General features: G+C 60.7%; 7 protein-coding genes. 4 read left to right on the top strand and 3 right to left on the bottom strand.

Going from position 1 to position 13176, the window contains the following annotated elements; all coding sequences use genetic code 11:
- Positions 1-136: 136 nt before the first annotated feature.
- Both G3N95_RS32670 and G3N95_RS32665 read left to right on the top strand, forming a co-directional pair.
- Positions 137-3826 carry a hypothetical protein gene (locus G3N95_RS32670; protein ID WP_205974236.1) on the top strand — a complete coding sequence of 1230 codons (3690 nt, stop codon included), beginning with the start codon at positions 137-139 and terminating at the stop codon, positions 3824-3826.
- Positions 3827-4199: 373 nt separating this feature from the next.
- Positions 4200-5429 carry an MFS transporter gene (locus tag G3N95_RS32665; RefSeq protein ID WP_205974235.1) on the top strand — a complete coding sequence of 410 codons (1230 nt, stop codon included), beginning with the start codon at positions 4200-4202 and terminating at the stop codon, positions 5427-5429.
- A gap of 97 nt (positions 5430-5526) precedes the next feature.
- Here G3N95_RS32665 and G3N95_RS32660 read toward each other — a convergent pair whose 3' ends face one another.
- Entirely contained in the window at positions 5527-7662 is a 2136-nt protein-coding gene (locus G3N95_RS32660) for a hypothetical protein (protein WP_205974234.1), read from the bottom strand.
- Positions 7663-8017: 355 nt separating this feature from the next.
- Here G3N95_RS32660 and G3N95_RS32655 point away from each other — a divergent pair, with 355 nt between their 5' ends.
- Positions 8018-10114 (top strand): hypothetical protein, encoded by a 2097-nt coding sequence (locus G3N95_RS32655; protein ID WP_205974233.1) that lies wholly within the window; start codon positions 8018-8020, stop codon positions 10112-10114.
- A gap of 128 nt (positions 10115-10242) precedes the next feature.
- On the opposite strand, the gene G3N95_RS32650 is transcribed toward G3N95_RS32655, so the two are convergent.
- On the bottom strand, positions 10243-11547 hold the full coding sequence (locus G3N95_RS32650) for an MFS family transporter (RefSeq protein WP_205974232.1): 1305 nt from the start codon (positions 11545-11547) through the stop codon (positions 10243-10245).
- A 236-nt stretch (positions 11548-11783) separates the two neighbouring features.
- Here G3N95_RS32650 and G3N95_RS32645 point away from each other — a divergent pair, with 236 nt between their 5' ends.
- On the top strand, positions 11784-12626 hold the full coding sequence (locus tag G3N95_RS32645; RefSeq protein ID WP_205974231.1) for an alpha/beta hydrolase: 843 nt from the start codon (positions 11784-11786) through the stop codon (positions 12624-12626).
- Between the two features lie 7 nt (positions 12627-12633).
- On the opposite strand, the gene G3N95_RS32640 is transcribed toward G3N95_RS32645, so the two are convergent.
- A partial coding sequence (locus G3N95_RS32640; protein ID WP_205974230.1) for a TolC family protein occupies positions 12634-13176 on the bottom strand: 543 nt, incomplete at its 5' end.

Raw genomic sequence — 13176 nt, 5'->3', positions numbered from 1 at the left:
GTTGTGCTGCGAGTCTTATTCGACGTCGATACTAGCGCCCGGTATCGCGTGGACCGAATGATTAGGCACTCTAATTAAAAGGCAATGCTGCGCGTGTTTGAACGCGGGCAGTGCACCTCTCTATTGGAGCAAGCTCATGAGCATTTCGCCAGTCAATCGGCCTTACCCGAATTACGCTGCCTATCGTCAAGCCGACGACGATGAGTCCGGCCAGGATCAGGCAAGCACGGATACCCCTTCCCATTCCGGCAATACGGATTCGCCCTCCGCGAAGCGCAATCCGCCGCCTGGTACGCCGCCGGGATCCGGCGGCTCGGCACGCAGTCCGATGCGCGCGGGCCAGGGCGCATCAGGTCCGGCCAGAAGCGCACGCCGGGCGACATCCGGGCTTCGGCCCGGTATGCGTCTGCTGACACAGCGGACGCATACCGGCGCGGCAGCGCCCGATTCGAACACCGCTTCGGCCGGTTCGTCAGGTGAATGCCAGAATCTGCTCGAGCGGTACGAAGGTACGAAGGATCACCCCACCGACACCGACAACGCCAACGGCATGGCCGATGTGGCAGAGGACGCCATGCGCGGCATGCCGCAGGATGAGGTGACGTTCGTCCGGCAGGTGATCAGAACGAATCTGCAGATCAACGCGCTTTCCCAGCCGGCCCGGGGCCTATTCCGCGCCACGCTGGCCGCATTGTTCCTCCGGTATGAATCGGCGACTTCCACGGAAGACCGGCTGAAGCTGGCGAAGCAGATCGAAGACGACGTGATAAAGCCGGTCGACACGGCCTATGCCAAGGCAATGGCCGACCCGCAACAGCGCGCGCAGATGGAGTTCAGGCCGCCGTATGGCTACGGGGTCCTGGGCTCGAGCGGACAGTATCAGGCGGATCTGCTCAGGCAACTGGGGCAACAGTTCAATGCAGCGAAAACACCCGCTCAACGCGAGGCGATCTTTGCGCAGGCAGCGCGTCTGCGTCAGTCGATGCAGCAGTATATCCAGGCCGCTGAGGTGCGCGAGAAGGGCCGGCTCGACGCGCAGTGGGCAGAGGCCGACCGCGAACTGGACAAGGCGCTGGATGAAGCGACAGGGATCACAGGCGAAGGACAGGAAGTCTCATTCAACAAGCTGACGTACTTCATGGGAAAGGCGTTCACGTCACCGCGCAACGCACAGGAATTCGCGTACCGGATGCAGCACGACCCGCAACATTTCCAGGTGCTCAAGGACTGGTCCAGGGATGCGGCGCAAAAGAGCCAATGGGCCGCGGACCAGGTTCCCTACTGGACGAAAGCAAACCACTGGGATTATGGATCGTACAAGGAAAGCATAAGAATTCCGCCGGCGCCCGAGGACATCACGAACGTCGATACAAGCAAGATGCGCATGGGCAACTTCGCGAACGATCTGCTGTATCGCTACCAGTCTGATGCGGGGAACATTGCTAACAACGCGCAGATGCACCATGCGGTGCAGCAGGGCGGCCCGATCAGGGATGGCTGGATAAACGCCCACATGCCGCCGAAGCCGCTTTGGCTGGCGAGGCTGGAGGAGGGAATCGGACGGTTTGCGCTTGATTCGGTTCCCGGCGTGAATATGTTTGCGGACGTCCTTGAGCCGGCGCCCCATCTGTCGTCAGATGAAAAGTTCGGCATCGACGTCGGCGGGGGGGCGCTTGGCACAGTGGCGGGCGAGGCGAAATTGCCGGACTTACCGGTGGGCAACGAAAAGCTCGGCCGGGGGGCGGGCAAACTGGGGGACGCTCATGCAGGTTCGAAGGGCGCGGGCGGCGAAGGTATTGGCGCTAAGGGCGGCGATGTCAAGCCAGGTGAGACGGGCGAGTCTGGTGCCGGCAAGGAGGAAGCAACGGCGGGTAAGGACGGTGACGCAGGACATACTATCGGGTCGGGAGGCGCGACGGGCGATGGCGCGGGAGGTGCGATGCACGATCCGGCCCGCTCGACAGTCGTGCCGGGTGTGCCGGATACCTATGCGAGCAGGCCCAGCGGCGAGCTGACGGCAGATCCGCAGTATCGCGGCATCTACCGGGATAGCAGGGGCCAAGGTTATATACGGCAAGGCGACACGACCTTTGCCGTGAAGTACGACAAGGACAACGAGAGCTGGAACGTGCAGTCCCCGGATGGTGGTGCCAGGCCGCCCTATGCGGTGAGGCTCAATAGTAACGGCAACTGGGAGTTCAATCCGGACACGGGGCTCAAAGGCGGCTCGGGGCGCTTTCCCGGGTTCCGTTACACGGAGGAGGACGGAAAAAAGGCCTATGAGGATCATGAACGGCGCGGTCGCACGTACGGGCAGATCGGGAACGAACTGGGTATTCCGGAAAAGACTGCCTACAACTGGGCTAACAAGTATGCAGAAGACAATGGCTTTGAGATGCCGCGTGGTCGAGCAAATGTTACTCGCGCCAATGTTAGTCGCTCCAATTACACCCCTGAACTCGGCCAGACGGTCTATGAGGATCACGAATTGCGCGGTCGGACGTACGCGCAGATCGCGAACGAACTGGGTATTCCAGATGAGACTGCTCTCGACTGGGCTACGAAGTATGAAAAAGAGAATGGCTCTGAGACGCCGCATGGTAGTCGTCCCGGATACACCGAGGTGCTTGGCCAGAAAGCTTATGAGGATTACGTCGACCTGTGCTTTTCCTATCCGGAGGTCGCCAAAGATCTGAAAATTAGTCCCTATCAGGCCGAAGCATGGGTCAAGAAATATCAGTTGGAGCACGATAAGCCGACACTGCCGGCGGTTTCGCGTATCGAAGCGTCCGCAGCATCCAGAAATGGACGTGCCATCTATGAGGATCTGTTGAGAGGACGCTCTCTGGAAGAGACGGCCTCGAAGCGGGCATTCGGCAATAAAGTCGCAGCCTATCGCGGCGCAATGCATTACGTGCAGACCGGACTCGACACGCACGGTAATGCCGGAGAAAAAGCGGCAGCCGTCAGGGTGGTCAACGACGCACAGGCGAGAGACATCGGTACTGCCCCAGCTGTCCGTGAGGCCTCGCCCGCCGCGCGTCCCGTGCGGCTGATGGACATTAAATACCCGATGACTGCGGATCAGTACAGCAAGATCCGTGAGCTGTACGGTACGGCCCCGACGGCGGATATCGCACGGCAAACAGGCGTGCCTGAAGCGTCGGTCAAAGCAGTCGGGGAAGGCAGTGGCTACTATTCGAACATCGACCAGGCATACGTCAGGCCGATTTCAGACCAGGACACGGAACAGCCTGCCGCCAAGCGTCCACGAGTTGACACATCCGGAGCGGGACCATCGGGAATCCAGTCCGGCGGTGCGGGACAGCAGGCCAGCGCAACGAGTCCACAGGCTGGACATACGCCACCGTCCCCAGCGGGGTCAACAGGCGCACCGCCGCAGTCTCCCGGTACGCCGCCAGTGCCTCAAACTTCATCGCCGCACGCGTCCTCGCCAGGCTCACCGGCACAGCCCGCGGGTACGCCTCGGGCGTCTGATGCTCCGTCAACGCGCGCGCCGTCGCCAGTTCAACCGGAGATCGTGTGGACACGGGACATTGTTCCCCAATGGGGCCGTGCCGAGCTGCGCAAGGCGTTGGATCCGGCCCACGCTGATGAACTTGATCCCGTGGTCCGCAAGGCAATCGTCGACTGGATCGACGGCAAGGCACCCGCACCGGAATCGCTGGATATGGAAATGTACGAGCAAGGCTTCTTCGGCTTGACCTCTGAGCAGGTCCGAAAATACTTCAAACCGGATCTGCAACCGCCGCTCACGGATGCGGAGGTGGCCGAGATCGGTGAGTGGCTGAATTCATTCGACTGAGCGGCGGGCGCTGTCCGCCGTGGATGACGCGGCTGTGGTTTCGATGGACGCGCATGCTGGCTCAGCCAGCATGCGCTGACCCGCGCTTCGTGATACGCGGGTTAGCTGTTCGGGCCGCGCAGCATGGGCATAATGTCGGGGGCGCAAGTCCAGTATGGGCTGGCCACGGCGTATGTGGCGCAGCATACCCATCATCAAGTGCAAACGTGGAAGGCGCGGCACCCCGATCTATCGGAATCCGTATGACATTGGTTTGGATCAGCTGGACCTGCCTCATAACTGCTGGCCTTTATTCCAAACCTCGCGGCACGGGCGCTCATGCCGATTGAACCGGCACGCGGCCTTCCAACGGGCAAACTCACCAGTCAACTGCATGCGTGCTCAACATCAGGCATTCTTCGCATCGCTGTTCTTCTCGCGGCTCGCGGACCAGATTCTGCTTTTTCTCGTGCCGCTCGTCGTGTTTCAGACCACGCAACAGGCGACATGGTCGGGCATCGCGTTCTTCATCGAGGCGTTCCCGCGCTATCTCGTGTTTCCCGTGTGCGGCGCGTTGTGCGATCGCATGTCGCCCGTCACGGTGCTGCGCGCGAGCCAGCGTTTTCGCGCGATAGCGTGTGCGGCGGGCATCGCGGGCTTTGCCGTCGTCGGCGGAATCGGCTGGCTGATCGCGTTGTCGGCCGTATGCGGTGCGTTGACGAGCCAGGGGCTGGTCGCGCGAGAAGTGCTGCTGCCGCAGGTGTTCAGGTCGGAGCGCTTCGAGAAGGTGCTGTCGTATGCGCAGATCGCCGATCAGGTCGGCGTCGTGCTCGGCCCGATGCTCGCGGGTGTGCTGCTCGGCTGGTGGCGCTGGGAATACGTGGTGGGCGCGGCCGCACTGCTGTTCTTCGCCGCCGATGCCGCGACGCTTCTCTGGCAGCGGGCCAGCGCGTTCGAATGGACGGCGCATGAGCACGCCGCCGCGTTCGAATGGCTCGCGCCTGTGAAAACGGGCCTCGCGCATGTCGTGCGGCTGCCGGGTCTGGGAAGACTCGTCGCGCTCGCCGCTGCCGAGAATCTCGTGATCGGCGTGACGCTCGCGAGCTCCGCCGCGATGGTGACGGGTCTGCATCGCCGGCCGGATGCGTTCTACACGTTCGTGCAGACGGCGGGCGCCGTCGCGACGATCGTGATCCTCCTGCTGATCGCACGCGTGCGGATACCGCGCAAGGCCTTGGGGCTGACGTCGTTTCTCGCTATCTTCGCGGGCGGCCTGCTCGCGGGCCTGAGTCCTTCCGTATGGGGTTACGTCGCAGGCTTTCTGCTGATCGTCGGCTTCGACAAGATGTTCAGCATCTACATCCGCAGCGTGCGGCAGGCGATCATTCCGGCCAAGGACTACGGCAAGACGCTCGGCGTCGTCATCATGCTCAACAATCTGACGCAGCCGCTGGCGGGTTTGCTGGTCGGCATGTTCGCTGGCAATGGGCGGATGAGCGCGGTGGTCGTCGCGATTTCGCTCGGGATGGGGACGCTGGGGCTTGTCGTCGTGCTGGCGGGCATCGGCGCAAATCGGGTGCGCGTTGCTTCGTTGAGCGAGAGGTCGCCGGACAGCGTCGAGTGAATCTTGGCGATTGTCGCCGTCATGACGTCGATCGAGAAGCGCCAAACAGCGAAGCCCGCGCATCGCGCGCGGGCTTTTTCATGCACCGTGTCTGTTTTTATGATTGAGTCTGCCAACCGGACTTCCACTGTGCGAGCGCATCCTTATCGCCGGAAGAGAGCGGAATGCTTTTCCGGTTGTGGACCTGTCCGTTGCTGTCGACGGAGTAGAAGGTGTGCTGGCTGCTATCGACCTTGTCGACATCCCGGCTGCCGTCGGGATTGCGCGTGACATACGTCAGCGTTCCCGTGCCTTCGTTCGGGTTGTAGCTGACGGAAGACGTTTCTTTGCCGTTTCTGTCGTAAGTCGATCTCGCGCCTTCGTGTCCGAACACATTACCCGAACTCACGCTGCGGCTGCCGTCACCGTTCAGTGTGGCGTGAACCGTGACACTGCCGGTCTCCGGGTCGTAGTGTTCGGTTTGCTCGCTGTCCGGGGTTGTCGTACGCACGGTCGTGACCTGGTTTTGGGCGTTGTAAGTCGTCGATTTAACGGTGCGGGCATCGTGATCGACGTGCGTGACTTCGCGGCCGCCATCGGCTCCGTAAGTCACGCGTTGATTCAAATCTCCTTGCTGGGGATTGAAGGACGTCGAACTGACTCGCTTTCCATCGGGGCCGTATTGGACTTGGGAACCCAGCAAATTTTCGTCGGTATACGAATTGAGCGTCTTGCTGCCGTCCGGGTTCGTGATGATCTGATTGGTCAACCGATTGTTGGCGGGATCGTAATAATTCTTCTGACCGCCAAGCGCATTTCCTGCCCCAACAGGTTGCGGCGGCGCTACGTTTGCTGCGTTTTCGCTTCTATCAGTGAGCGACTGCCGGGTCGCCTGGTCGTAGGTCACGGTCTTTTCCGGCGATCTGTTTCCTTGCTTGTCGATGCTGACCTGCTTGCCCGTACCGTCAGCCCCGACCGTGTCGACGGTGCGGGTGCCGTCCGCCCTGTACCTTGTGGTCGAAGTCACGCGGCCCGACCCGTCGTAACGATACGACGCAACGGGCTTGCCGTTCGCGTCATACTCGTTTTGCAGTCCAACCGTGCGTCGATCGTTGAACGAGTAAAGGGTGCGGCTCCCGTCCGGATGCGTGACGACCTGGTTTGTGTCGCGCCCGTCGCTCGGGTCGAAATGATCCTTCTGCTTTTCACGGCCTTTGGGATCGTACTGGGTCATCTGCATGGTCTGGTTGTGTCCGTTGAATCGGGTCTCCGACCGTGATCCGTCAGCGTTGAAGCCACGTTCGACACCCGAGCGGTCAGCGTTGAAGTCGCTTTGCTGGATCGTTCGGCCATTGCCGTCCTTGACGGTCACGCCGTAGCTGTCGTCGGTCTTGTAGGCATAGGACGACGTTTGCAACGGTTTGCCCGAAGGGTCGACTGTCTGTGTCGACTGGAGCTTGCCGTCCTTGTAGTTCTGGGTGGACACGTCTCCAGACTGCCAGTGCTCGCTTGCCGATGTGATGTCGCCGGTCGTGTCGTTACCCTCGTAGCGGGCTGAGGCTACGCCGCCCGGCTCAATCGGGGCTGCGCCCGTGCTTCGATGAGCATAGTAGTCATAGGAGCCTGTAGCGCCGTGACCACCGGAAGTCGCCATCGCTTCCATCCCCCTGCGGATCAGCCGATTTTCGTTCTGCTTTTCCGTCAGGCCTTGAGGGCGATTTGCTTCCGCGTGGTCGATCGCATCGATCGTCGCGTTACCTTCAGTGATGGACGTTCCTGGATTCCCCGGCGTCGCAGTGTTCTGCGCGATCTCCTTCCTGATCTTCCCGGTGTTGTACTCCGCTTCGCTCTCGGCGCGGACGTAGAGCATCGCACTGGTGTTGTAGGCGCCTGGATCGCGGGGATTGACGTGCGCGAGATATTTCCGTTCAAACTCCGTGTCTTGAGGCGCGTAGATGAAATGGCCCATTTCGTGAGCAAACGTGCCTAGCCCGGAATTGTCCTCGCTGCTAAAAGTACGGGGCGGAATAATGATTCGTTTCGTCTCCGGATCGTATGCTCCGCCCCCATCGCCAGGGAGATCGGTTCTCACCGCAATGGGTCGATAGTCGCCCGCCGCGACCCGGGCATCGCCTTCATGAATCTGCGCAACCAAAGTCGGACTCTTGTTGACGAGATCGAGTTGGCTTGGAGTGAGTTTTACGTCACCCCAAAATGCTTCATTGCCAGTGACGGGTTGCAGTTTCGTATCCATGATTTCATCCTTTTCAGTGAACGAGATGGACGTGTCGCGAAACCCTTTTCCGAATCCTCATCTTCGATCATCGCGACATGGCCGCGCAGGGCACGGCGTCTACAGTGTGCGAGTGAGCCGATTTCATCTGTGGTACCGGGTCATTCATTTGTATCGAGGTATTGCAGCCGCGGGCAGCGATAAAAATAGATCGGCATTGATTGAATAAGCTGTCGAAATAAATAGGCGATACAAACCAATACAAAATGTAATTGCATCATGCGCAGCCAGGCGCGACTTCCTACGATGAGTTTCCGCTCATCTGCGCCAAGGGCGGCTCGTCACGATGATGGAGGCGCATCCATCAGGAGTTCGTATGAAAATCGATGCACACAGCAACCCTTCCTGGCATCACCATTCCGAACAGAAAAAGTCAGATGACAGTAACGCCGATGTGAATGGCAAGTCGCCGCAGAATGATCATGCGCAAGACGCCGGAGCCGCTTCACCCGATTCGCGATCCGATCCTCGCTATGAGAAGGCGAGACAACAGGCGACCGAGCAAGTCCTTGCCATTGACACGGCAGAGAAGGCAGACCAGTTGAGCATAGTGTTGGACCGCGTGCTTGACGACATGCAGAATGGCAAGGACGCGACCGACGACGTGATCGCGTTTCTGTTGGCGCTCGATCAGGTGATGCGGTTGTACACAAATGAGCCTCTTTCGACGGAAAAGCAGAACAAGATCGATCGGCTGACCAGGGCGATCGCTAACGCTCCCCCAGGCGAATCGCCTGAATCCATTCGTGCACGTGCGCAAATCGACCCACCGAAAATTTCTCATCAATCCGACGCGGACCGCTATGCCAAGTACGGCAAGTCGGCAAGCACCTTCACCCGCGCGTTGATTTTCGACTGGGCGCGTTTCAATAATTCGAACGTGCTGAAGGGCACGTTGCTCGGAAAACTGCAACAGCCTCGATTGGCCATGCTCGACAATACCGGCCCGTACACCCGGTCGGGTGTCCTGTTGGGTACGCGCCTCAACGCGGGCGCAAGCTACCTCGCGAAAGGCATCTCCGCCTTGCTGTCAGGGCTCCAGAAGGCGAGCAAAGGTGAGGATCCAACGAAGGACTTCCTCGCAGCATTTGCGTCGTTTGGTCAAGGCGCCAACGAACTGGTCATTGGCGTCGGGACCGATGCCGGCAATCATCTTGCACGCAGTCGCACGCTGCAGCAGCAGAGGGCAGCCAGTCAGGCGGTGCGGAATCCAACGACCTCCACGGCGTCAAACAGTCCGGCGGAGAATTCGACGACGCCCCCGGCGTCAACCAGTCAGGCAGTGCGGAATCCGACGACGCCCGAGGCGTCAGCTAGTCCGGCGGTGGATCAGGACATGCCGACAGCGTCAACCAGTCCGAAGGCGGCGAAGCCGACGACGCCCGTCGCATCAAACAGTCCTGACTTTGCGAACTTTGCGCCAGATGATCCGCTTGCCGCCAAGGTGGATCAGGACGGCGACGCAGCGACTCACACGATTGACGACAAGGTATCCGAGGGGCAGGAAGGAATTCGTCAACAGGTGATCGCCAAGCTCAACGCGACACCTCAAGACGATCAGCAACTCGTGCTGCAGGATTCAGTGCACGAAATCGCGCCCGACTATTATCAAATGAACGAGATCGGGGACGGGCTCAAGAAACGTGCGCTTGAAATCGCGAAGGACACGCACGAAAACATCGTGAAAATTGACGAGCAAGCCCAGCCGCTAGTGCTGAAACTCAAGTTGCGCGGGATATCTACCCTCGAAGAGGCCAGACGCTCGGGTGATCAGGAAGTGATCGCGATTGTGAAGCAACTCGATCACTATGCCGATCTCAAACGCTCGGCCTATGATGTGTTCAACAAAGCGATGGATCAAAGCGCCGACCTGCTCAAGCAGTCGACAGAAGCGCTCCGTGACTTGAAGAGTCTGCGCGGGCTTCCGCGCGAGGAAGCCGAATCGCGGTTGAAGGCCTGGGCGGACAAGTATGGAAAAAACTTCTCACGTGTGCAGGATACGTGGCTAAAGCAAACCGATAGCTGGCCCGAATGGATGAAGATATCGAAGCCGCTGCGCATGCAGTTGATACCGACAGGTGTCAATACGGCTTTCGGCGGGATCACGTTTGGAATTGCGCTCGACGACTATCTGAAGAAACAGAAGAACGGCGAACTGACCGAACAGGACCGGCTCGCTTTCGCCAGTGCCTGTATGGCCTTGATCGCGGGGCCAATCGGCTTCATTCCCGTCGTCGGACCGATCGCGTCCATGGTTCTCACGATCATAGGCGTCATTTGCGGCGGTATGGCTGACCAGTTTGAAAAGTGGAAGGCAGAGGAAGCCGAAGGCAAACTGAGAGAGCAGATACGGCAAACGTATAACAAGGCGAACCCTGACCACGGGATAGGGGAGCCTTATGATGGAGGTTGATGCGAACAGGAAACACAACCCAAGCGCATGGAGTGAACGCGCCTGATGTCTCGCTCCTGCCAGCCGTCTCGACAAAAACGTGCGAGACGGCCACGTGGCATCCGATTGATCTGTCGATTCCAGGTCGTTCAAGCCTCGTTGCGCAAATATCCCTCGCGCGCCGGATCGCGCATGCGGAACGACACGAGACAGGCGATCGCACAAAGCGCGGTCACGTACCAGTAGAACATCGATTCGCTGCCCGCCTGCTTGAGCCACAGCGCGACATATTCCGCCGACCCGCCGAAGATCGCATTCGCAACCGCATACGACAGCCCGACACCGAGCGCCCGGACTTCAGGCGGGAACATTTCGGCCTTGATCAGGCCGCTGATCGACGTATAGAAACTCACGATGGCCAGCGCGACCACGATCAGCAGGAACGCGATCACGGGACTCGTCACATCCTTCAACGCATGCAACAAAGGCACCGTCCCAAGCGTTGCGAAGAAGCCGAACAGCAGCATCGACCGGCGACGCCCGATCCGGTCCGACAGCGCGCCGAAAAACGGCTGGATGACCATGAAGACGAACAGCGCCGCCGTCATCACATTGCTTGCTGTCTTCGCCGGCATGCCTGCCGTGTTGACCAGATACTTCTGCATGTACGTCGTGAAGGTGTAGAAGACGAGCGAACCGCCTGCCGTGAAGCCTAGCACCGTAAAGAAGGCGCCCTTGTGCTGCCACATGCCGCCAAGCGTGCCGGCTTCCTTGCGGCGGCGTGTCTCGGCCGTCGTCGTTTCGTCGAGGGAGCGGCGCAGGTAGAGCGCGATCAGCGCCGCAACTGCACCGATGCCGAAAGGAATGCGCCAGCCCCATGCCTTCAGTTCGTCGGTGGTGAGCAACTGCTGGAGGATCACCAGCACGAGCAGCGCAAACAGTTGTCCGCCGATCAGCGTCACGTACTGGAACGACGCGAAAAAACCGCGGCGGCCCTTCAACGCGACTTCGCTCATATACGTTGCACTGGTCCCATATTCGCCGCCGACCGACAGCCCCTGGAAGAGCCGTGCGACCAGCAGCAGCGCGGGTGCGAGCGCACCGATGCGCGCATAGGTGGGCAAGCAGGCGATCACCAGCGAACCGCCGCACATCATGAAAACGGAGACCATCATCGAGAAGCGTCGTCCGTGCTTGTCGGCGAGACGCCCGAAGAACCAGCCGCCGATGGGGCGCATCAGAAAGCCCGCCGCGAAGACGCCGGCCGTGTTGAGCAACTGCGTGGTCGTGTTGCCTGCCGGGAAAAACGCGGGTGCGAAGTACAACGCGCAGAAGGAGTAGACATAGAAATCGAACCACTCGACCAGATTGCCGGACGAGGCACCGACGATCGCGAGGACGCGACGGCGGGTATCATTGGTGGATATTTCGGCTGGCGTGTAAAGATCTGTCATTGACGGGCGTCTCCATGTTGACCTGAGAAAAGTTTCGACGTTGAACTTCATCATGCCTTCCGCTCTCGCCGGCGGATTGGTTCGGCATTCTAAATGATTCCATCAGTTTTGTTTACTTCGATTGACTAAACGAAGCATCGAACCACTTCGGCACCGACGGGCCACCCGCTTGCGGCGAATGACGGGATCGATGTCAGAATGACGTGTTCGCCTTCATCGTAGGGAGACGCATCGACATGGAACAGGACGACGATCTGCAGCACTTCGAATCGCACGGCGCAGCGCCGCTGCCCGAAGCGGACGCGGAGGGCGCTGTGGAGAATGACGGCGCGAGCATTGCCTGGTCGGCATACGACGCAGGCGAGCCGCCGGTGGCCCCGCGCTCAGTGGGCCGAACCGTCGTGCTGCTGCACGGCGGCCTCGGGCATCGCGGCAATTGGGGTTATCAGGTGCCTGCGCTCGTCGGCGCAGGTTATCGCGTGATCCTGATCGACAGCCGCGGACATGGACGCAGCACGCGCGACGCGCAACCCTACAGCTACGAACTGATGGCCTCCGACGTGCTCGCCGTACTCGACGCGCTGCACGTGCAAAAGGCGGCGTTCATAGGATGGAGCGACGGCGCATGCACCGCGCTGATACTCGCCCGGCGCGCGCCGCAGCGCGTCGCGGGCGTGTTCTTCTTCGCGTGCAACATGGACCCCGGGGGTGCGAAGGAATTCGTGCCGACGCCCGTGATCGACCGCTGCTTCAGCCGGCATCGCGCGGACTATCGGGCGCTGTCCACGACACCCGACGACTTCGACGCGTTCGTCGCCGCCGTCAGCGAGATGCAGCGCACCCAGCCGGATTACTCGAAAGAGGATCTCGCGCAGATCGGCGTGCGCGTCACCGTGGCGATCGGCGAGCACGACGAGTTCATCCGCCAGGAACATGCGGTCTATCTGGCGCAAAGCATCGCCGATGCCGAACTGATCGTGCTGCCGAACGTCAGCCATTTCGCGCCGCTGCAACGGCCGGCGCTGTTCAACGGTGTGATCGAGCGGTTCGCCAGAACCGTCTTCGAAGGGACCGAATAGGCTCGCTTTATTCGGCCTTCGCGCCGATTTTTTCGTCCGCGTTCGGTTTGTCCTCTTCCCATCCGCCGCCGAGCGCAAGGAACAGGTTCACCTGATCGAGCGCGACCTGGCTTTCGGCCGCCGACACTTGCGAGGCGACACTCGTCAGCGTGCGCGTCGCATCGAGGTCGGACAGGAACGACTCGCGTCCGGCCGCATACAGACGATGCGTTTCGTCCGCCGACTGCACGGCCGACTTGTACGCGGTACGCAACGCATCGGCGCGCGTCGTATCGGATGCGTAAGTGGACAGGCTCGTCTGCGTCTCGCGCAGCGCGTTCAGCACGACGCCGTCGAAGTGCGCGAGCGCGCCGCTCGTCGCCGCTTCCGCTTCGTGGACGCGGGCACGCTGGCCGTTGATCGGGAAGGTCCAGCTGATCAGCGGACCGAACGCCCAACGGTTCGTCGCCGGGCCGAACAGGTCTTCGGCGACGCCGATCGAGCCCGCCGATGCGCCGATGCTGATGGACGGATAGAGCGCCGCCGTGGCGACGCCGATACGCGCCGTCGA

It is taken from the genome of Paraburkholderia sp. Tr-20389 (assembly GCF_017104565.1).
In the GTDB taxonomy this organism is placed as follows: domain Bacteria; phylum Pseudomonadota; class Gammaproteobacteria; order Burkholderiales; family Burkholderiaceae; genus Paraburkholderia.
This window is presented reverse-complemented; position numbering and strand designations above follow the sequence as displayed.

Bases quoted from the DNA above. Each gene is read 5' to 3' on its own strand.
- G3N95_RS32670 (WP_205974236.1), top strand. From the start codon at position 137: ATGAGCATTTCGCCAGTCAATCGGCCTTACCCGAATTACGCTGCCTAT.
- G3N95_RS32665 (WP_205974235.1), top strand. From the start codon at position 4,200: ATGCGTGCTCAACATCAGGCATTCTTCGCATCGCTGTTCTTCTCGCGG.
- G3N95_RS32660 (WP_205974234.1), bottom strand. From the start codon at position 7,662: ATGGATACGAAACTGCAACCCGTCACTGGCAATGAAGCATTTTGGGGT.
- G3N95_RS32655 (WP_205974233.1), top strand. From the start codon at position 8,018: ATGAAAATCGATGCACACAGCAACCCTTCCTGGCATCACCATTCCGAA.
- G3N95_RS32650 (WP_205974232.1), bottom strand. From the start codon at position 11,547: ATGACAGATCTTTACACGCCAGCCGAAATATCCACCAATGATACCCGC.
- G3N95_RS32645 (WP_205974231.1), top strand. From the start codon at position 11,784: ATGGAACAGGACGACGATCTGCAGCACTTCGAATCGCACGGCGCAGCG.